Source organism: Paenibacillus whitsoniae, from assembly GCF_003955665.1.
In the GTDB taxonomy this organism is placed as follows: domain Bacteria; phylum Bacillota; class Bacilli; order Paenibacillales; family NBRC-103111; genus Paenibacillus_E; species Paenibacillus_E whitsoniae.
Genome location: NZ_RXHU01000007.1, coordinates 108,061 through 128,471, shown reverse-complemented (window position 1 = coordinate 128,471; position 20,411 = coordinate 108,061). Strand labels below are relative to the sequence as shown.

Annotated in this window: 17 protein-coding genes; 4 read left to right on the top strand and 13 right to left on the bottom strand. The window is 48.8% G+C overall.

What is annotated here, in order from left to right; all coding sequences use genetic code 11:
* The first annotated feature begins 32 nt into the window (after positions 1 to 32).
* Positions 33 to 782 (top strand): HAD family hydrolase, encoded by a 750-nt coding sequence (locus tag EJQ19_RS01770; RefSeq protein WP_126139495.1) that lies wholly within the window; start codon positions 33 to 35, stop codon positions 780 to 782.
* 8 nt (positions 783 to 790) lie between these two features.
* Here EJQ19_RS01770 and EJQ19_RS01765 read toward each other — a convergent pair whose 3' ends face one another.
* Positions 791 to 2,530 (bottom strand): GGDEF domain-containing protein, encoded by a 1,740-nt coding sequence (locus EJQ19_RS01765; protein WP_164716267.1) that lies wholly within the window; start codon positions 2,528 to 2,530, stop codon positions 791 to 793.
* A gap of 189 nt (positions 2,531 to 2,719) precedes the next feature.
* Between EJQ19_RS01765 and EJQ19_RS01760 the strand changes: the two genes are divergently transcribed.
* Positions 2,720 to 4,291, top strand: a complete 1,572-nt coding sequence (locus tag EJQ19_RS01760) for an ATP-binding protein (RefSeq protein WP_241242678.1) — start codon at positions 2,720 to 2,722, stop codon at positions 4,289 to 4,291.
* Between the two features lie 55 nt (positions 4,292 to 4,346).
* On the opposite strand, the gene phoU is transcribed toward EJQ19_RS01760, so the two are convergent.
* The 8 genes from phoU to EJQ19_RS01720 all read right to left on the bottom strand — a co-directional run bounded on the left by phoU (position 4,347) and on the right by EJQ19_RS01720 (position 13,692).
* On the bottom strand, positions 4,347 to 5,006 hold the full coding sequence (gene phoU, locus EJQ19_RS01755; RefSeq protein WP_126139492.1) for a phosphate signaling complex protein PhoU: 660 nt from the start codon (positions 5,004 to 5,006) through the stop codon (positions 4,347 to 4,349).
* Between the two features lie 23 nt (positions 5,007 to 5,029).
* A complete protein-coding gene (gene pstB / locus EJQ19_RS01750; RefSeq protein WP_126139491.1) occupies positions 5,030 to 5,791 on the bottom strand; it encodes a phosphate ABC transporter ATP-binding protein PstB in 762 nt (253 codons plus the stop codon).
* A gap of 3 nt (positions 5,792 to 5,794) precedes the next feature.
* Complete coding sequence (gene pstA, locus EJQ19_RS01745) at positions 5,795 to 6,652, bottom strand: phosphate ABC transporter permease PstA (RefSeq protein ID WP_126139490.1); 858 nt, start codon at positions 6,650 to 6,652, stop codon at positions 5,795 to 5,797.
* Positions 6,649 to 7,575, bottom strand: coding sequence for a phosphate ABC transporter permease subunit PstC (gene pstC, locus EJQ19_RS01740; protein WP_126139515.1), 927 nt, complete (start codon positions 7,573 to 7,575; stop codon positions 6,649 to 6,651). The genes pstA and pstC overlap by 4 nt, the downstream gene beginning before the upstream one ends.
* Positions 7,576 to 7,747: 172 nt before the next feature.
* Complete coding sequence (locus tag EJQ19_RS01735; protein WP_126139489.1) at positions 7,748 to 8,671, bottom strand: phosphate ABC transporter substrate-binding protein; 924 nt, start codon at positions 8,669 to 8,671, stop codon at positions 7,748 to 7,750.
* A gap of 707 nt (positions 8,672 to 9,378) precedes the next feature.
* Positions 9,379 to 9,924 carry a hypothetical protein gene (locus EJQ19_RS01730; protein WP_126139488.1) on the bottom strand — a complete coding sequence of 182 codons (546 nt, stop codon included), beginning with the start codon at positions 9,922 to 9,924 and terminating at the stop codon, positions 9,379 to 9,381.
* A gap of 13 nt (positions 9,925 to 9,937) precedes the next feature.
* Positions 9,938 to 13,165 carry an RHS repeat-associated core domain-containing protein gene (locus tag EJQ19_RS01725; RefSeq protein ID WP_126139487.1) on the bottom strand — a complete coding sequence of 1,076 codons (3,228 nt, stop codon included), beginning with the start codon at positions 13,163 to 13,165 and terminating at the stop codon, positions 9,938 to 9,940.
* Positions 13,150 to 13,692, bottom strand: coding sequence for a hypothetical protein (locus EJQ19_RS01720; RefSeq protein WP_126139486.1), 543 nt, complete (start codon positions 13,690 to 13,692; stop codon positions 13,150 to 13,152). The genes EJQ19_RS01725 and EJQ19_RS01720 overlap by 16 nt, the downstream gene beginning before the upstream one ends.
* A gap of 324 nt (positions 13,693 to 14,016) precedes the next feature.
* On the opposite strand from EJQ19_RS01720, the gene EJQ19_RS01715 reads away from it, so the two are divergent.
* Positions 14,017 to 15,972 carry a methyl-accepting chemotaxis protein gene (locus EJQ19_RS01715; RefSeq protein ID WP_126139485.1) on the top strand — a complete coding sequence of 652 codons (1,956 nt, stop codon included), beginning with the start codon at positions 14,017 to 14,019 and terminating at the stop codon, positions 15,970 to 15,972.
* 60 nt (positions 15,973 to 16,032) lie between these two features.
* Here EJQ19_RS01715 and motB read toward each other — a convergent pair whose 3' ends face one another.
* The 3 genes from motB to EJQ19_RS01700 all read right to left on the bottom strand — a co-directional run bounded on the left by motB (position 16,033) and on the right by EJQ19_RS01700 (position 18,573).
* On the bottom strand, positions 16,033 to 16,839 hold the full coding sequence (gene motB / locus EJQ19_RS01710; RefSeq protein WP_126139484.1) for a flagellar motor protein MotB: 807 nt from the start codon (positions 16,837 to 16,839) through the stop codon (positions 16,033 to 16,035).
* Positions 16,836 to 17,630, bottom strand: a complete 795-nt coding sequence (motA, locus tag EJQ19_RS01705) for a flagellar motor stator protein MotA (protein ID WP_126139483.1) — start codon at positions 17,628 to 17,630, stop codon at positions 16,836 to 16,838. Before motA ends, motB begins: the two co-directional genes overlap by 4 nt.
* A 331-nt stretch (positions 17,631 to 17,961) precedes the next feature.
* Positions 17,962 to 18,573 carry an SLOG family protein gene (locus EJQ19_RS01700; RefSeq protein WP_126139482.1) on the bottom strand — a complete coding sequence of 204 codons (612 nt, stop codon included), beginning with the start codon at positions 18,571 to 18,573 and terminating at the stop codon, positions 17,962 to 17,964.
* Positions 18,574 to 18,855: 282 nt separating this feature from the next.
* Between EJQ19_RS01700 and EJQ19_RS01695 the strand changes: the two genes are divergently transcribed.
* On the top strand, positions 18,856 to 19,290 hold the full coding sequence (locus EJQ19_RS01695; protein WP_126139481.1) for a methylglyoxal synthase: 435 nt from the start codon (positions 18,856 to 18,858) through the stop codon (positions 19,288 to 19,290).
* A 73-nt stretch (positions 19,291 to 19,363) separates the two neighbouring features.
* Here the strand turns inward: EJQ19_RS01695 and EJQ19_RS01690 are convergent, their stop codons facing one another.
* Positions 19,364 to 20,389 carry a dienelactone hydrolase family protein gene (locus tag EJQ19_RS01690; protein WP_126139480.1) on the bottom strand — a complete coding sequence of 342 codons (1,026 nt, stop codon included), beginning with the start codon at positions 20,387 to 20,389 and terminating at the stop codon, positions 19,364 to 19,366.
* Positions 20,390 to 20,411 lie beyond the last annotated feature (22 nt).

Here is a 20,411-nt window from a genome sequence, read left to right as displayed (position 1 = left end):
GGGGGTCTGGTCTTCAGAAGGAGGATCTCCGTATGAGCCCTTTTTTCTCGCCAAACCGCAAAAAACAACTTTTTTTCGATATGAACAATACGATTTTAGATCGCAGGCAATGCTTTGATTCGGCATTTTTAGAGGTGATGAACGACTTCACGGCCCGTTGGGACCCCGATGAGGGCGTGACGGCAAACGAAGCGCTGCAAAGCTATAAAGCCGAGTGGAGCCGGCACCGGAAAGCTCCCATCCGCAGCCCCATTTCCCCCGACGAGCTTCGGCACCTTTGCCTGACCAAAGCGCTGCAAGCCATGCCCATCCAGGTGAGCACGGCGTTTACGCGCAACTTTTTCGAGCGAGTCGAAGAGCGGGAGGATCATTACGTCGCGCTGTTTCCCGGCGTGGAAGATACGCTCGATATTTTATCCAAGCATTATCAGCTCGCGATCATCTCCAACGGCAACCGCAAGAGACTGCAGAATAACTTGGAGAAAATGAAACTGACCCCCTGGTTCACGCCGGACCGGCTGTTCGCTTCAGAGAAGGACGGCCCGCGCAAGCCGCACCCCGTGATCTTTGAGCAAGCGATCAAAGCGATGGGAACGACGCCCGGGCAAAGCGTGATGATCGGCAACTCATGGAAAAACGATGTTATCGGCGCTGCGCAGACCGGTATGGACGCTGTCTGGATTCACCCCGGCAATGTGAAAAAAATTTCCGAGCGGCGCATCGGCAGGCAAAAGGTTGTGATCATCCGCTCGTTCAAGCAGTTGATCTATACATTTTCGTGAACCTGTGGCTATATTTTCTGGTAAAAATAAACGCTGCCGTGATACGCTTTCGCTTTCTTCTTGAGCTGTGCCGCCGTTTGTGAGATCAACTCGATCGAAGCAGCCGAATCGCAGCTGCACATCACCAAGGAAAGCGAAAGCGTAACACCATGAATCGGCACCGGATTCCCGCTCCGATCCCATACCTGCTCAATCTCCTGGCCGTCGTAGAACATCCCCACGCCGCTGTCAAACCGACGGATCATCTCCTCGCACAGCAGCTTCGGCGACAACGTCGTCGAAATCGCAATGAAATCGTCCCCGCCCACATGGCCGACAAAATCGTGCGGCGTTCCATAGAACGCAATCGCCTGCTGCAGCACATCGGCCGTGTACTGAATCATCCCGTCCCCTTTTTGAAAGCCGAACCGGTCGTTGTACCATTTGAAATGGTCCAGATCCGCATACACCACATGAAAGGGTCTGCACTCGATTAGGCGCCGATTAATCTCCCGGTTGATCTGGCGGTTGCCCGGTAAGCCGGTCAGCGGGTTCGCGACACGTGCAGATTCCATTTGCACATTCGTGATGCTCTCCAGAATCGTCCGGATTGACGCCGTTCCCGCCATTTTCCCTTGACTTGTAATGATGACCAGATCGTACAGGTGGTGAATCGCGCGCGATGTCGCCTGCTGGGACACAAGCTCGACTGCCGTCTCCTCGTCGACGATCAGCGGCGAAGCGTCCATGATGCTGTCGATCGTCCGGTTCCAGTACAGCGAATACGCATATTGCCCTGCTAAATGCTGGAAGAACCGGTCCCGCATGACAAGCCCGACCGGACGCTCCTGGTGAACGATCACGACGCCGATCGCCTCCTGGTTTTTTTTGAAAAAATCGGCGACTTCGGAGATCAGTGTCCGCTTCTCGAACACATGCACCGGCGTCTTCAAGTCTCCTATGCGCCACGTCATGCTTCCGCCCTCCACCCGGCGATACTGCCAGATAATCATTTTATGCGCATCCAGAACCGTCGCCGTCGTCTGCGAAGGTCGTCCCAATAAATAGCCTTGCGCGTAATGTACGCCCATCTGCGTTAATTTGGCGAGCTCCTCGACCCGTTCGATGCCTTCGGCGATCAGCGAAATGTTCATTTTTTGCGCGAATGTGACGAACGTTTCCAGGATATATTCCTTTATTTTATTCAAATGAATATTCTCAATGAGCGAACGGTCGATCTTGATAAAATCGGGCTGCAGCTCCGCAATCGCTTGCAAGGACGAGTACCCGGCTCCGGCGTCGTCAATCGCAATGCGGTAGCCTTGGGCGCGGTAATGCGCAAGAATTTTTTGCGCCAGGGAAAAATCTTCAATCGAGCTGCGCTCGGTGATTTCGAATACGACGTTGCGCGGGGAAAGCCCATACTTCTGAAGCGCTTCAAGCGTCTTGCCCGGCACAAACCCGGGGTCGTGCAGCACCTGCGATGACAGATTGATGAAAAGCAGCTGCTGCGGGTGCTCCAGAATGTTGCCTTGAATCGCTTTTTCTCTGGCTAGCCGCTCCAAGCGATAAAGCTCGCCCTGCTTCTCCGCGTATTGAAACATCGCAAGCGGCGATTGAAACGGGCTCTCCGCCGGTCCGCGGGTGAGCGCTTCATAGCCCATCACTTGTCCATTTTGAAGCGAAATAATCGGTTGATATACAGCGTAAATCAACTGCTCCTCCAGGAGCTTGTTGAACTCCGCCCATTCTTCTGTCTGCACGCTCATGTCCATCATCCTTAGCCTTCTAGTCTGTTAGTCCCAGTTTAGCAAACCAAGTAGCTGCCTATGTTATCCAAACGTAAAATGATTGTAAAGATTTTCCCAAAAAAAGAGGGAATTTCATTTTTTCCGCGAAACAATGAGAGACGAATTGTCAGGTGCGTACAGGCATATAAACCCGGAAAGGACATGGAGATGGAACAACAAGTTAAGATCTTGGCGGTAGACGACCGTTATGAGAACTTGCTGGCGCTCAACAGCATTTTGGCCTCTTCTTCCTATGACGTTATTTCTTTGCAATCGGGTGAAGAATGCCTTCGATATTTGCTGAAAGAACCCGCCGATCATATTGCGGTTATTCTTATGGATGTCCAGATGCCGGGCCTCAGCGGCTTTGAAACCGTTGAACTGATCAAACAGCGCAAGGCCTATCAGGATATTCCCATCATTTTTCTAACCGCTTTAAGCACGTCCATCGAGCATGTGCTGCGCGGCTATCATGTAGGATCGATTGATTATTTATTCAAACCCGTACACCCCAAAATGCTACGCATGAAGGTGGACGGCTTCGTCAACATGCACCTCAATCATCAGAAACTGAAAATTCAAAGCGAGCTCTTACATAAACGGACGCTGGATCTGGAAGAAACGAACCGCAAGTTGGCGGAAGCGGAAGAGAAGCTGATTCAGCAAAATGTTCTCCTGGAACAATGGGTCGAAGAGCGCACGACCGAGTTAGTTGACGCGCACCAGAAATTAATGAATTCGCAGGAGCATTTCAAGAAAATGTTCATCCTTTCCCCATCGCTCATGTCCATTCGACGCCTGCCCGATCTGACCTATCTGGAAGTGAATGAAAGTTGGAAGCAGTACACCGGATATGGCAACGAAATTATCGGAACGAACCTCGACCTGCTCAGCCCCGAATCGGATGGGAATATCAACTTGTGCGATATACTGCATAACGAGAAAGTCAAATATGTCACCAAATCCGGCGAAGTGCGCACTGCTCTGCTGTCGACAGAAATCATCGACATTGAGCATGACAAATGTTTGCTGGAAGTGGCGGTCGATGTGACCGAGAGCCTCCGCTTCGAGAGCGAAATGGCCCGCCTGGCGCAGCTAAATCTCGTCGGCGAGATGGCGGCCGGCATTGCCCATGAAATCCGCAATCCGATGACGACGATCCGCGGCTTCCTGCAATTGTTCCGAGAGAACGACCGGCATATGCAGAGAGAATACATTCCGATCATGCTCGAGGAACTTGACCGCGCGAACGACATTATTACCGAATACTTGTCGCTCGCCAAGAACAAGACCTCTTACCAAAAATCCGAAAGCCTCAACCGCATCATCGAATCGCTGCTGCCGTTGATTCAGGCTGAAGCCGTCATGTGCGGCAAGCATGTCAACGGCAATCTGGGCTCCTGTCCGGACATTCAGCTCGACGATAAAGAGATTCGCCAACTCATTCTCAACATGTGTATGAACGGCTTGGAGGCGATGAGCGTCGGCGGAACACTCTGTATTGAAACGTATCAAGACGACACACATGTCGTGCTCCTGATTGCTGATGAAGGCACAGGCATTTCCGCCGAGCATTTGGAGAAGCTGGGACGTCCGTTCTTTACCACGAAGGATGAAGGCACAGGCCTCGGTCTCGCGATCTGCTACTCCATTGCGACAAGGCATCAAGCGACAATTGAAGTGAACTCCAGTTCAAAAGGCACAACGTTTATGATACGGTTCCCGATGCAGGCCGTATAAAAAGGGCAGCCCAAGCGGTCGAAATTTGACCGAAGGGCTGCCCTTATATTTTAGCTTATATATTCAAATCTTTCCGTTTGCCCGTTACCATGTAGATGACGCCCTCGCCGATGTTCGTCGTGTGGTCCGCCACGCGCTCCAGGAAATGCGCAACGAACATCAAGTGCGTCAATTGACGGTTGCGGTTGTAATCCGTCCCCATGAGGCCCATCAGCTCCTGCATGACGCTGCTGTACAGCTTGTCGACTCGGTCGTCCTTCTCCGCGAGTGCAGCCGCGCGGTGCACATCGCGCTCCGTATAGGAGAGCAGGCTCTCGTGCAGCATCTCGATCGCGATTTCCGCCATTTGCGGAATCACTTCCAGCGGTTTGACGAGCTCCTCGCCGGCAAAACGGATCGTGATTTTCGCGATATCCACGGCATGATCCGCAATCCGCTCCAAGTCGGTCGCGATCTTCAGTGCCGTTCCAATGATCCGCAGGTCGCTCGCCATCGGCTGCTGCAGGGCAATCAGCCGAAGACACAGCTCATCAATCCTAGTTAAATAATCGTCGATCAAATCGTCGGTATTGATGACCTGCTGAGCCGCTTTCTCGTCCAACGCCGCCAGCGACTGGACCGATTTGAAGATCAGCTTCTCGACGCTCTCCCCCATTTGCTGTAACTCTTGCTGCAGTAAGCTTAGTGATTGATGAAACCCCGGTCTAGCATCCATATTCTCTCTCCTTCTGTCCAAAGTTAGCCGAAACGGCCTGTAATGTAATCTTCGGTGCGCTGATCGTTCGGGTTCGTGAAAATTTTGTCCGTTTTATCTGTTTCCACCAAATAGCCGTTCAGGAAGAAGGAAGTGCGATCCGAAATACGAGCGGCTTGCTGCATGTTGTGCGTTACGATAATAATCGTGTATTTCTCTTTCAAGGTTTGCGTCAGTTCTTCAACTTTGAGTGTCGAGATCGGGTCCAGGGCAGAAGTCGGCTCATCCATGAGCAAAACATCCGGCTCTACCGCAAGCAGACGAGCGATGCAGAGACGCTGCTGCTGGCCGCCGGATAGCCCCATCGCAGACTTGTGCAGCCGATCCTTGACTTCGTCCCACAGCGCCGCCTGCACCAAGCTGCGTTCGACGATTTCGTCAAGCACCGCTTTTTTCTTCGTGCCGTGAATGCGCGGACCGTAAGCGATGTTATCGTAGATACTCATCGGGAACGGATTCGGGCGTTGGAACACCATGCCGACCCGTTTGCGCAAGGATACGACGTCGGAATCGCCGCCGTAAATGTTATGGCCGTCGACTGCGACATTCCCGGAAATCCGGACATTGTCGATCAGGTCGTTCATCCGGTTCAGCGTGCGGAGGAACGTGGATTTGCCGCAGCCGGAAGGGCCGATCAGCGCCGCGATTGTCCCTGTTTCGATTTGAAGATCAATATCATGCAGCGCATGGTTCTCGCCGTAGTAGAGATTCAATTTCTCTGCTTTGATTTTATATTTAGGAGTCATGGATTATTTCCCTCCGGAAAGTCGTTTTTGTAGGATTCGGCTAGGCACGCTGACGAGTAAATTGAAAATGAGCACGACAATCAACAGCAGCGCGGCACTGCCTTTGGCAATGGCTTTGGCATCGGGAACGAGAGACTCAGCACCGACGTACCACAAATGGACAGAGAGCGTTTCTCCCATATTCAGCGGATTGAAGTCCGGGAAAAAACGGGAGACAGACAAGCCCGCCGTATAGATCAGAATCGCCGATTCGCCGAGCGCGCGGCCTGCAATCAAGGTGATGCCCGTAATAAGGGTCGGCAACGCTGCCGGAATCAAAACTTTGCGAATCGCCTGCCATTTGGTTGAGCCGAGCGCCAGGCTCGCTTCCCAATAGGAATCCGGCACCGTACGGATCGACTCCTCGGTGACGCGCACCATGACCGGAAGATTCAGCAGGGCAACGGTTGCCGCACCGCCGAGAATAGAAAATTTCAAACCCAGCAGGTTCGCAAATAACAAGAAACCGAATAAACCGAAAACGATCGAAGGTACTGACGACAGCGCCTCAACGGAGATGCGGACGAGATCGGTGAACCAATTCTTTTGCGCGTAAATGGCTAGATAAATGCCGGCGAACAAACCGATCGGCACGGAGATGAGCAGGGACAGGAACAGGACATAGAAGGAGTTAAACAGCTGCGGGCCAACTCCGCCCCCCGCCTTAATTTCTTCCGGCTTGCCGAAAATAAAGTGCCAGGATAAATGCGGAACGCCTTCCCCGAGAATCCGGATAATAAACCAGGCTAGGATGGCAATAATAACGATGCCGGATGCCCAGAAGTAAACGGTGGCGATGCGATCTGTCGTTTTGCTGGTCATTTCACTTCACTCCTCTTGGCCACGATACGAATAACGAGAATGAGTACGAGAGAGATGATCAGCAGCAGAAGTGCCATCAAGTACAAGGCGTTATTCCATGTGGAGCCGTAGCTCGTATTTCCCATATCTTTTACAATTGCCGTTGTTAACACCGTCGTGGAATCCAGCAGTGATTTGGGCATCTGCGGCGAGTTGCCGATCACCATGAACACAGCCATCGTTTCGCCGATCGCGCGGCCCATCCCCAGGATGATGCCTGTGAGAATGCCTGGACGAGCTGCCGGGAGCAGCACCCGCCACATTGTCTGCCAGCGCGTCGCGCCGAGGGCCAGTGAAGCTTCTTCCAGACGGCTTGGAAGGGAGCGGATTGCATCTTCCGAAATAGAGAGAATCGTCGGCAAAATCATGATCGCGAGGATGATCGCTGCCGGCAGGATGCCGTAGCCGATGCCGCCTGCGAATTTACCCAGCGCCGGCACGATCACGGTCATCCCGATCAGACCGTACACGACAGATGGAATGCCGACGAATAGGTCGGTCGCCGGACGCATGATTTCACGCATCCATCTCGGCGCGATTTTCGCCATAAACAGTGCGCCGGACAAAGCCAGCGGCACAGACAACACGACCGCTACCAGCGTCATCAGCAGCGTGCTGTACAGGAACGGAAACGCTCCGAATTTATTTTGACCCGGTGTCCAGTCTGTGGAGAAGAAAAACTCCAACGGACTTACACCTTGAAAAGTTTTAATTCCTTGCATCCCGACGAAAATAATGATGGAAAAGATAATCGCCGACACCAATGCGGCACTTCCCACAAAAATCATTCTCATCAGTTTGTCTTGCGCATGCTGGCCGCGTGTCCATTTCGTAATGACCGGGCGGCTTACATCCGAATTCTCATTGGTAAGTTGATTGACCATATAGTTCAAGGATGACTCCCCTTTCTCGTGAAGCCCAAGGCTTATTTCTACTATAGAAGATGAATGTCAATGGACGATCAATGAATTGTAAAGCCTATGTAAAAGTTTACGAATTGTAAAAGAAAAAGAGCATCTGCCTAGTAAGCAGACGCTCTCTCGTTGAGGAACTCTATTATTTTTTGAGCAGATCAGCCGGCAAGAATTTCAGATCGCGAACTTGTTTGCCTTGGAACTCTTTGCTCATGATATAATCGATGAACGCTTTCGCTGGATCTTTCGCTTCACCTTTTGTATACATGTGCTCAACGCCATACAGTTTGTAAGTGCCGTTTTTGATGTTGTCTTCGGAGAACGCAACACCGTCGATTTTTAGTGCTTTCACTGTGTCATCGATATAAGGTGTATCCACGTAACCGATGGAACCGGATTGACCGACAACCGCTGTTTTCATCGCACCGCTGTTTTCTTGCGTAATGCCATCTTTGGAGAACTCTTTGCCGTCCAGGATGATGTTTTTCACCAGTGTACGGGACCCGGAGCTGTCCGGACGGTGAACCAGCACGATTTTCGCGTCGTTGCCGCCGACTTCTTTCCAGTTCGTCACTTTACCTGTGTAAATATCAGCCGCTTGTGCTTTCGTTACATTATCAACTTTAACATCTTTGTTAACGATAAGTGCGAAAGGCGCGATTGCCACTTGGTGGTCAACCAGACCTTTATCTTTGAACTCTGCCGCAGGCTCAACGTCGGAGTTACCGATATCGGATGTGCCGTCAGCTACGTTTTTCACGCCTACGCCGGAACCGCCAGCCGTTACGTTAATGGTTACTTTCGGATTTTTCTCCATGAACTCAGTTGCCGCTTGCTTCACGAGTGGAAGCAATGCGCTGGAACCGGAAGCTGTTACTGTACCGCTAAGCTCTGTTTTCGGCGTAGCCGTTGGCGCTGCGGAAGTGGAAGCTGCTGTGGATGCAGCAGGTGAAGCGGAGCTGCCGTTATTGGTTTCTGTTTTTGTACCGCATGCAGCCAAAGACCCCATCATAAGTACCGCAGATAGTGTTAATGTAATCCCTTTTTTCGACATGAACTTAAACATAGTAAGCATGTCCTCCTTTAATTGTATGTTTATACTTTGTTAGTATCGAGCCCCGTGTTGTGTGCCCTCCTAACTGACAAACCTATCGTAACAATCGAATGTAAATTCCAAACCCACGAAACGTAAACGTAATGTAAAACTTTTTGTTTACAAAATTATCGTATAACTACTAGATCAAGAGTAGTTATTGCTGCTGGTATTGGTGTCTTGATGGACACAATGAAGCCTCGCGAGGGTTGGTCGCGAGGTGTAGGTTTACCTACTATAAGGATATAGTGGGTCTGTATAGGCTTCTATTTCTATTAAAAATCGATTATCGATTTATCGTACTCAATCGAAAAGCTATATCGATTATTTTTCGATCATGTCATCACTTACCTATCGCTTAAAGAATCCGTTTGAGCAAATGGTTACAGGAGATAGAGACCGGGCAAATTCCCACTTCAATCCTCAGAACGTGCGAACGATCACAGCCGGACAGTAGCGTCCACCTACGGCGATTTCTGAGCGTTCTGCGCCTAGTTCGTGGCCATGTTCAGTCAGTCTTTTTTTCCCTAAAATCAAGCGGAAGCCTATGGGAAAGCGGAACAACGATAGTTCTCTCGCCGAGAGAACTGACTATGCGTTATTAAATCAAGGAATCGTGAAGCGCCACGCTGCGGTGCAAAAAAAGAACCTTGCGAGGGTTAGTCGCAAGGTTGCAATAATTAAAGATTTAATAATTTTTTGAGCTTGCCCCATTTTGTCCCTTTTGGAATAAAATATATTTCCCACTTTCCTAAAAATTCTTCATCGAACAGAGGTGGACTAATTTTTATAAAACTATACCAAAAGGACTTCCTGTCCCACTTTTTAAATTCAATTAACATTTGGGGCAAACAGTGCACAGCATCAATTAATAGATAGGATCTTTCAAAGTTTGAATCTCTAATTGCAAAGCACACTTGATTCAAAACTTCATAAATAAATACAACATAATTTTCTACTTCCTTAAAATTAGTACGTGTACCTTGATAGTTATATACGAACAAATTCTGTACTACATCCTTTTCAATACTCCCTTCAGGTAGACAGTTTATGATTTCATTTTGAAACAATTTTAAATCAATAGCTTCTTCTCTTAATAGAACTTCTATGTTTAATAGCAGTACACTCATCAGCACTTCAAGATTTAATTTAGATAAATTGCTGCGAGTAAAAATAAGTAATTTTTGAAGGTTTAACAAAAAAAACGTAAAATTACTTGCCTCCAAGTCCCCCACCCTCTTAATATCCAATTTGTACATCTACTGGTTTGTTATTTCTAATCGCATCTAATAGTCTGTGATGTCCATCTTGAACAACTCCATTTCTATCAACTTTAATCGGGTGGTCTCCTCCAAATTCTACGGCGTTCTGTAGCCTTTGTTCTGACAATTTACTTAAATCTTTATCCGGTATTAACGTTCGTGGGTCAACCCCTATTTGAACCGTTGGTCCATCAGGATCGAATGGTTTACCCACTGGTTCCTTAGAACGCAAGTCAGATATTGCATCTTTGCCCCAATCCCACAATTTTTTAACACTAGAACCAACTGCTATTGCACCATCTTTAACTCCTTCTACGACCACACCAGTGCTAGCAATTCCACCACTCACAAATCCCGCACATTCACTATCATAAGCACAACCTACAACTACTTGAGAAATGCCAGAAGGATCGGAAATATGAGGAGCGCCTGGTATGAAATATTGCTGTAGGTTCCCATCGTCGTCATAGTAATAATCACCGTTATGGACTGCGTCTTTTGAATAACCAGATCCATCCGTCCTTGAACCATTCATATCACCTGAACCATCATTACAACCGCCTGGATGTGAGTAAGTCGTTCCATTAACTACTGCCGTACACCAATGTCCTGTGGGGTCAACGTTTGTCAACGGATTATTATGCACGTATGTGTAAAGGTTAAGGCTCAGCGGATTATCAATCTGCCCTTCATACGTATCCTCATTTATAAACCTGCCTACACTTGGATCATAGTAACGCGCCCGCAAGTAGTACAGTCCAGTCTCCGTATCATACTGCTCTCCAGCATATTTGAATGAGTTGGCAATCCCTTCAGTTTGGCTTGTTATGTTTCCCCACTCATCGTACTGGTAATTGTTTACAATAATTCCGTTTGTGTCAACAATCTGAGTGACATCCCCATGACCATTGTATAAATAATAATACATTTGACCCGTACTTACATCTTTTTTCGCTAATAAGCGATCGCCTCGAATGTAATTGGCCGTAATCAGGTTGCTACCATTACTCTCAGAAATGACATTCCCTGATGCGTCGTACTGATACTGAATCGTTTGTGTTCCTGACGTCTTTTTATACCGCAAGTTGTTGGGCGCATATGCAAACGACGTTGTCATGGAACCATAGATAACACTGCTCAGTCGATTCAGTAGATCGTACGTATAACTAATGTCAGTCATCGGGAAGTTCTGCGTATTATCTTGCAAAGTCATTCGATTACCCTTCAAATCATAGGTATAACTCGCCGTACTTCCGTCTGGCCTAGAGATGGTAAGTAATCGGTTTAGTGCATCATAGGTATAACTTGTTGTCGAAGATACAGTATTTACAGTCTCTGTTTTGGAAGTAATGTTGCCATTATCATCATACAGATAAGAATAAGTAGAAAGAACGTTGGTTCCTTTCATGTTCGTCACACTTGCCAACCGCTTCAGCGTGTTATACGTGTAGTCCGTTTTTAGAACAGTTCCATCGGCTAATACAGGATACATAATGCTCTTTATCTGGCCATCTGCATAATAGTCATAGATAGCATTGACACTTGCCGCGGTATTCGGTGTCGAAAGCCCATTCATCTGCACGCTATCCATGCGAAGCTTGTCGTAGTGATAGTTAACATTGTAACCTGTCAGATTATTCGTTTGTTTGGTCATACGACTATTAGCATCATAGGCAAGCGACAGACTTGAACTATAATTAGTTGCTGTCGTATTGAGTGACGTTAACCTTTTCATCGTATCCATACCTGAAGTCATACTTGCTGTACTTACTCCATTTAAATAGGTCTCAGCCTTATCATACATAATTCCATTGCTACCAACAATTGATTTGCTTGTAAGCGTCGTTCCATTCGCTGTGATCGAACTGACCCTCAATCGATTCTGTTCATCATATTGATTCGTAAAAGTAGTTTTATTACGATCCACATACTTATACAACTGGCCTAAGTTATTATACGTATAGGTTTCGCTCAGGTTGGCAGGATCTGTTTTTTGAGTTAATCCCCCTACTTCGTTGAATTGTTTCGTATTTAGTACAGTTGATGGGCCAGTCGGAGTACTCTGCATCGAAATTTGTTGCAGATTTCCTCCAGCATCATACGAATAGTTGCTCAGTTGTCCCAACGCATCCTTGTAAGTAACTAGTCTGTTCAAGACATCATAGGTAAGTTTCTTGGTCACACCATCGCTATTGTAGTTTTTATTAGGGTCTGTGTAAGTCAGAACATTTCCTACAGTATCATACGTCCATGATTCTGTTAGAGGTTGATTCTGATTCGGCCAATCTTTATACACACGAGTCGTTAAAATACGCCCCCACTGGTCAGCATCTTGCTCGGAATAACTTGTCTTCAGATTATTAAGTACAGGATTTTTACGATATGTATTTACATCTGTCGAAGCCACAAAATAACGGCTTGTGCGGCGAGCTTTTAGATTATATTCCGTTTCATAGAGATTACCGTATGAATCAATAACTTCATTTTGTCTTCCCCAGCTGTCATAGGATGCCGTCGTTGTATTCATCAAGGGGTCCGCCATGTACGTTACGCGCGACATGTCATCATAGTGATATTGTGAGTACTTCCAAGTAATAGCGCCCGGATCCCAGAAAGTACTTAAACGCAGGTTGCCCAAGCCATCATAGTAATCTTCCTGTTGATTTAGATAGCTCACTACATTATTGGATTTCTGCGTATATTTGCGATAAGCATATATATATATACTATAAATTCCAGTATTCGTAGGGTCGTAGTAGCTAGGAATATAGTAATTCCCATAAGTTATAATATCGGAAACATCGTATTGCTGACCATTCAGATTTGTAAACATAGGGTATTTGGTCTCTGTTAGACGTCCCAGCGAATCATACACGTAGGAAGTACGATTATTCGCTCCATCGGTCCTATCCTTTAATAACCCCGTCCCCATATAATACGTCATAAATGTTGATACGGTCTGCGTTATGGGTTGTCCACTTTCATTAATTGTATTGAAATTCGTTTCGAGTTTTCCGGGATAGGCATATCTCGTATCGGCTTCAAATATTGTTACAGATCTGGAAGTCTTCCCGCCTTCTAATGCCTTGGTAGTTGTTATCTTCTGAACCTTGCCGATCAGAGGCGTACTTCCCCCTGTACAACTCGAAGTTATTGCTGCATTAGAGTCAATGATGTCATAACAGGTATTTATCCTTGCTTCCATTGTTTTGGTATTTTGACGTCATAGGGAATTTGAAGTGCTCGATACGACGTCTGGCTTCTATCCAACTGGTTCTTGCTCTTCTTATCTTTGTTATCCTTAGCAAGCTGCTTGACTTCCTTCGCAGACGCCTTGGATAAAGCAACCGTCGCAACATCCAGATCGGCTTCGTCGATGAGATCTGTCTTAATATCCTGCCAATGCCCGTTCTCATCTTCATAGTGCACATCTTTCAATGAAATCTGAGCCTGATAACTTCCATCGGCAAGTAAAAAATGCTTACTCTTTGAAGTTCGTTGTTCCACGACCTCACGAACGATTTGATTCTTTGTTTGGCTGCCGTACACATTGCCGGTAACCCTATTGAGCAACTGTTGCGTATTACCACTGCTGTCAATGATATTGGGAAGCGCTTTCATTGATTCCACTGAAGCTGCAGCAACTGTTGAAGCCCACCCATTTGTACATATTATTGAAACTAATGCTAGTACCGTGACAAATTTCAAATTTGGTGATTTAAATTTTAGCAATTGGGTACCCCTTTCAAAATGATTAATCAATTATGCGCTCTTCATTTACAGAATAAAGAACTGTAAATTCAATACGACTAACAACTAAATAACATTCAACATTTTACCACCAACTTTCCAAATCATTCGATTATTTTCCCATTAAATCCAAATATATGGGATGTGTTTTTTTATGTTGCCATTTATTTCTTTACGATTCTTTCATACAAATATCATTTACAAACCATTTACAAAGTTCGACGCTTTAGTTAATAGAAGACCTATATATTAATCGTAGATAGACGATGGTTTTGTCTATTCTTGTCTATATATAGGAGGGAAAATATGCGAAAGAGACTAATGACTCATGTGTCGATGCGTGCAAGACTGATTGCCAGTTTTAGCAGTGTACTTCTCATTTTTTTAGCCGTCGCCTTGTTTAACTTGCATCAAGTCACCCAGATCAAACAGCATATGGCGGAGCAAAATGAAAAAGTCGAACTGAAAGTGCTAGCACTTGAGTTAAAAAATATGGTGCAGGAGTTAAACATCATTGCTTCGGGGCTTGAAATCTCCAAGGACCCTGTTTTCGTAGTGAGATATAACGGCAACCGCACACAGTTCAATGATTACATAAAACAGATTGGTGACACCGCCTCGACCCCCGAGCAGCTCGTATGGCGCAGCAAATTAATTCAATCGACGGTCGACTATATCAACAATTTCGATACCGCAGCCAGAATGATTCAAGATTCGGGCATGAAGCCGACTGACCTCGAAATCAATCTTCAATACTTATACAATGAATCGCAGACGTTAAAAAATACGATCTTCGAACTGGTCGATAAGTTCTACGTCACCTATGCCGACGCCGCCGACGCCGCCATTGCCGATTCGGCCAAGGCACTCGATGACAGCCGCAACATTATGCTCGCTGCTTTCGGTGTCGTCTTCCTGATGACGGTCGTTATTGCCTTCCTAATTATCACATCCTTTACACGTCCGATTCACAGGTTGCAAAAGGCCGTTGCCCGCATTGCCGCAGGCGATCTGACGCATACGATTAACTCGACGTCCAGGGACGAGTTGGGACAGCTCAGCAATAGTTTCGATCATATGATTGCTCAAGTCCGTCATATGCTCGGCGAAACGCAAGCGATCGCTTCTTCCCTCGCGGAGCATTCGCACGAGTTCCACAGGTTCTCACAGCTGACGGCCGCTGCCAATACGGATATCATCAAAGCCATTCAGGAAATTTCAGCCGGTGCGGACGAGCAGGCGAGCAAAACCGAACAAAGCTCGGCCATCATGGCCGAGCTTGAAGAAGAAATCCGCGACATTACCGCGTATACGAACGACATGCTGCGCAGCAGCGAAGAAGCGGCTGTCGGCACCCAGCAAGGGGTCAGCTCCGTGACCGCCTTGAAAGCGTCGACTGCCGAGTCCCAGCTGCTGCTGCACAAAGTGAACGGCGCCATGCAGACGCTCGGCACCAGCTCCAAGCAGATCGGCGTCATCATCCGCTCGATCACAGAAATTTCCACGCAGACGAACGTCCTTGCGTTGAATGCGGCCATCGAAGCCGCGCGGGCAGGCAGCCACGGCCGCGGCTTCTCGGTCATCGCCGATGAGATTCGCCAGCTGTCGCAGCAGACGAACGAATCGTCCAAGACGATCAGCGGGATCATCGGCACGCTGCAGAAGCAAATTCAAGAGCTGCAGCTTTCGCTGGGCGCTGCGCACGAGTCCGCGATGACGCAAAGCGGCCACGTGGAAGAAACGTTCGGCTCCTTCAACAGCATTGAGCGCTCGACGAGAGGCATTAAGGAACAAATCGAACATATCCATCAAAAGATTGAAAATGTGCAGTCCCGGAACGTCCAGCTCGTCGATTCGGTTCAATTCCTGGCGGCCATTGCGCAGGAAACAGCCGCCGGCGTCGAAGAAGTCAACTCGACGAGCATCGAGCAGGACTCCTCGGTCAGACGCATTGCGGAGCAGTCCGATGATATTTTGGCGTTGGCGCAGCGGTTGTTTACCGAGATCAGCAAGTTCCAGATTGCGGCGGAATACGATGAAGCGGAAGCTGTTCCAACGAAGCAAGCTTTTCCGGAGATAGAAGAATTATTAGTAATGACTTTAGAGAATGAGGACCTCGCTGCGGATACGCCGCAGAACGCTGTGCAGGAGCCGGCTATGATGGAAGAAGCCTCGCCTACCCGAACTGCGGAGCCGCAGGTGTCTCAAACGGAGCCCGCGAAAACGGAGGCCCCTGAACGCGAGTTAGTGAAATCGAGGTAAAACACAGATAACCCCACAAAGCCAAGCGAGAAAGTTCGCTTAGCCCCGTGGGGTTTACTTTTATTGTACAATCGCATCACGGGCTTTTATGCTGCGCAGGATGCTGACCTCGACCCGGCGGTTCTTCGCCCGGCCCTCCAGCGTCGCGTTGTCGGCCACTGGACGATATTCACCGAAGCCGATGGAGGAGAACAACGAAGGCTGCAGTTGGGGATTCACCAGCAAAATTTTCATAAAATTGACGGCCCTCTTGGCGCTGAGATCCCAGTTCGTTTCGAAATCGGCGCGCTTGATCGGAATGTTGTCCGTATGCCCCGCCACCTCAACTTGATAGTTCGGGTATTGCGCCAGCAAGCTGCTCATATTTGCCGCAATTTGCTGCGATTCCGGCTTAATTGTTGCGGAGCCCGAGTCGAACAGCGCTTTATCGCTGATTGTAATCGTTAATTTATCCTGATCCAGCTTCGTCGTCAACTGCTCGGTCAACCCATTCTCCTTAATAAATGCATCCATGCTCTTCTTGAGCTCTTGTAAATCTTTCTCTTCCTTTTGCAGCTTGGCGGCCAATTGACTGTCCACATGCGATTCCTGCTTGGTCGGCGGATTCTGATTGCTGTTGTTGTTTTTCGTCGAGTTCGCCGCATCGTTGATCGGGATGAGATTCGAAACTGCGAACGGCGCCTCACCGCCCGTAAAGGCATTATTCAGCGACCGCATAATGGAATCGTATTTCTTCGAATCCAACTGAGAGGAGGCAAAAAGGATAATAAACAGCGCAAGAAGCAGCGTCAGCAGGTCGGCATACGGAATGAGCCAGGATTCGTCCACGTGCTCTTCGTGATCCTCATGCTTCTTCTTTTTACTCAAGACACAGCGCCCTCCTTCATCCCCTCTTCGAACGCTTCGCGCTCATTGTTCGGAATGAAAATCAGCAGCTTCTGCTTCACGGAATTGGCGGAAACGCCGGACTGGATGGAAAGGAGCCCTTCCACAATCATTAATTTGATTTCCACTTCTTTCTTCGATTTCTGCTTCAGCTTGTTCGCAAACGGATGAAACACCACATAGCCGAGGAAAATCCCGAACATCGTCGCAACGAAAGCGGCTGAAATTAAATGCCCAAGTTTCTCCACTTCACTCAAATTCCCCAGGGCTGCAATCAAGCCGACAACCGCTCCGAGAACCCCAAGCGTCGGCGCATAGGTACCGGCTTGTGTGAAAATTCCCGCATATTTCTTATGACGCGCCTCCATCTCGGCAATATCTTCAAGCAGCACATCGCGCACAAAATCCGGATCATTGCCGTCGATAATGAGGCGCATGCCGCTCTTCATAAACGGATCCTGCAGCTCCTCCGCTTGCTTCTCCAAGGAAAGCAGCCCTTCTCGCCGGGTAATGGACACCCAGTTGACAAACGTTTCCACTAACTCTTTTTTCGGCATGAACTTCTGTTCGGAAAAAATAATTTTCAACAATTTCGGAATTTTCTTCACTTCATCTAATGAAAACGCGATAAACACAGCCGAAGTCGTCCCGCCAAAAATAATGAGCGCCGCCGCAGGGTTGAGCAGTGCAGCGAGACTCGCCCCTTTCAGCACCATCCCGAAGCCAATCGAGATTAACGCCAGAACAATTCCGATCCATGATGATTTTTCCATATATGAGCCACCTCTTCCAATATTCTGACTATCCAAGAAATCCTGTATGTAAAGGATAATCATAGCAACGAATGCACAAAAAAAATGTAACCCCTTACTTCATGATAAGTCTATTCACCTAATTAAACAATCCCTTTTTGTCAAATCATAGGTCTAAAGTATCAAACTTTGATCAAATTATGACTCGATCCGACAACTTTTGTGCATATCCTAATTCAACAATCGAACCCGCGACTCCTGCTAGTTGCGATCTTATCATTAACCTCACGCTAAATACCGCTTCAAGGGCCTGAAAAATAGGAAAAGCCGCAACAGATGCGGCCGCACTTTCTTATATTTCATCATCGTAACCTTGATCCGCCGGATACAAATCATAGTTCGCTTCGTCTGCAGGAAGTTCCCCCTGCTCATCTTCCGCGACGCTCGCGAGATCGTAGCTGTTTATAACAATCAAGGGATACGTCTGACGCTCGCCAAAATGCTCCGCCTGCTGTTTGATATATCGCGGTGACCCACCGGTTTCTTCATCATAGACTAGCAGCAGTCCGTCCGTATTGCGCAGCAGGAACTTGTCCCGCTCTTTGAACTGCCAGGGGCCGTCGTACTTCGTTTTGGTCACACTGTTCACATAGTCCGCTCCGCGCAAAACATTCGCGTAGTAGGCTTTCTTATCGTCGCCCCACTTTTCCTCCTGCTCCAAAAAAGGGGGAATCACCGCCAACTGCAGATGGGGATAGTCGGTTTTCTTTAATTCGAGCGCCGCTTCCGCCGCCCATAGCTCGACACCCCACTGGCCGCTCACGACAACCCATTCCAACCCCTCTTCAAGAAGCGGAATCAAGCGTCGCTGAATGGCCTTCTTAATAATCCCGATACCCGCATGTTTCAGAGAGAAAATCCCCAATTCCGACGCGCGGTAGCCAGTGATTAAAATTTTCTTCACCCTAACTCTCCTCTCGCAAGGACTTCTAACAGGTTAACATAGAACGAAGGGATAAGAAAGAAGGCAGCTCGGAATCGGCGGGTTCTTAGAATTAAACACGTCATGTTTATGTCACTTTTATTCACAAATGCGTCACAATGCAATCGGATTCACGCAGTATTCTCGTAAGTTTTGATTTTTTTGTTCAAAATTTTGATTGAAATCAGGAGAGTTTTCGGTTATCCTGAACACAACGATACATTCGCGTTATATTATCTAACATATTCTAAGGAGATGATCACCATGAATATCGCTTTAGTCGCCCACGATGTCCACAAGAACCTGCTCGTCGATTTTGTGATTGCTTACCGGCACATTTTTCAGAAGCATCAGTTGTTTGCTACCGGCACGACAGGTAGACGCATCAGCGAGGCTGCCAAATTGGACGTGATCCGACTGCGCTCCGGCCCGCTTGGCGGGGACCAGCAAATCGGCGCCATGATTGCCATGGATGACATCGATATGTTGATTTTCTTCCGCGACCCGATTTCAGCGCTGGGCCATGAGCCGGACATTACGGCGCTGCTCCGCCTTTGCGACGTTCAGCGCATCCCCCTAGCAACCAATGTAGCGACCGCCGAAATGCTGATCCGCGCGATGGAGAACGGCTTCCTCTCCTGGCGGGAAGAAATTCATAAATACGAGACAGCTAAGCTCAACGGAACGGAACACATCTAACATCGAGCGAAAAAAGCGGCGGTTCGGGGCGCCTGATCGATTAGGATCAGACGTCGAACCGCCGCTTGGCCGTCTAGCCGTGCAAGGCGCCGGCCAGCCAGCTGTAGGCCTGGCTGCCGTTCACTTCATGCCCGCCTGCGTAGAGATGGGAGGCGAGGCTCCCACTCGCCCCCAGCGCGGCGTAGCGCTCCTCCAGGAAGGCGAGCGCCTTCCTGACGCCTCCTGCAGGGAAGATCGGGTCGTCTTCCCCGGAAGCGATAAAGAGCGGGCGCGGCGCCAGGAGGCCCAGCAATTCGGGCAGCTCGGCGTAAGTCAGCACGCCGGGCAAGTAGTTGTCGATGCAGTGCGGCACGTGCATGATGCTGTCTTTGAACGTATTGGCGAAGGCGCACAGCACCGTCGCCCGAATGCGCTCGTCGAGCGCGGCCGTGTACGCCGCGATCAAGCCGCCGCCGGAGAAGCCGAAACAGCCGATGCGGGTGGGATCAACGCCCTCCAGCATCGCTAAGAGGTCGATCGCTTTGACAGCCTCTGTCACGCGCAGCGCAGCCAGCGAGACGCCGTACATCGCCAAATGCGACGCCAGCGTCTGGCAGGAGGAATTGCCGACCTTGCCGACTTGCTGATCCGCGGCAAGACGCCGGTCGCCGAAGCCGATCACCTCCGGCACGAGTACGATAAAACCGCGCCGCACCAGCTCCAGCGCATAATTGCCGTGAAGATCGTGCGGGCCGGTGTGCGGCGAGCCGTCGGGATTCATGCCCGCGATCTGCCGGCTGCCGTAGCCGTGGCCGTGAATCGCGAGCACAGCGGGCGCTAGCGCTGTCAGTCCCTTCGGTTTCAGCACATAAGCCGGAACGCGCAAGCCCCACACCGTGCTGAATTCCACCCGCTCGCGGATGTGATCCTCCAGCTCCGCGCTTTCAAGAGGAAGAGGCCGAAGCGCCTCTTCCTCTTCGACCTCCATCCGGAGCGATGCCGCCAACCGATCCTTCAACCAGCTGCTATACGCAGATTCCCCCATTTTTTGCCGACGTTCCCTGCGTCTATGTTCATGCACTTCATAGAGCTGTTCCAAGCTCGTATCCGGCTGCCACATGGTGATCGCTCCTATCGAGAAC

Coding starts and splice junctions, on each gene's coding strand:
- EJQ19_RS01770 (WP_126139495.1), top strand. CDS start 33: ATGAGCCCTTTTTTCTCGCCAAACCGCAAAAAACAACTTTTTTTCGAT.
- EJQ19_RS01765 (WP_164716267.1), bottom strand. CDS start 2,530: ATGAGCGTGCAGACAGAAGAATGGGCGGAGTTCAACAAGCTCCTGGAG.
- EJQ19_RS01760 (WP_241242678.1), top strand. CDS start 2,720: ATGGAACAACAAGTTAAGATCTTGGCGGTAGACGACCGTTATGAGAAC.
- phoU (WP_126139492.1), bottom strand. CDS start 5,006: ATGGATGCTAGACCGGGGTTTCATCAATCACTAAGCTTACTGCAGCAA.
- pstB (WP_126139491.1), bottom strand. CDS start 5,791: ATGACTCCTAAATATAAAATCAAAGCAGAGAAATTGAATCTCTACTAC.
- pstA (WP_126139490.1), bottom strand. CDS start 6,652: ATGACCAGCAAAACGACAGATCGCATCGCCACCGTTTACTTCTGGGCA.
- pstC (WP_126139515.1), bottom strand. CDS start 7,575: ATGGTCAATCAACTTACCAATGAGAATTCGGATGTAAGCCGCCCGGTC.
- EJQ19_RS01735 (WP_126139489.1), bottom strand. CDS start 8,671: ATGTTTAAGTTCATGTCGAAAAAAGGGATTACATTAACACTATCTGCG.
- EJQ19_RS01725 (WP_126139487.1), bottom strand. CDS start 13,165: ATGGAAGCAAGGATAAATACCTGTTATGACATCATTGACTCTAATGCA.
- EJQ19_RS01715 (WP_126139485.1), top strand. CDS start 14,017: ATGCGAAAGAGACTAATGACTCATGTGTCGATGCGTGCAAGACTGATT.
- motA (WP_126139483.1), bottom strand. CDS start 17,630: ATGGAAAAATCATCATGGATCGGAATTGTTCTGGCGTTAATCTCGATT.
- EJQ19_RS01695 (WP_126139481.1), top strand. CDS start 18,856: ATGAATATCGCTTTAGTCGCCCACGATGTCCACAAGAACCTGCTCGTC.
- EJQ19_RS01690 (WP_126139480.1), bottom strand. CDS start 20,389: ATGTGGCAGCCGGATACGAGCTTGGAACAGCTCTATGAAGTGCATGAA.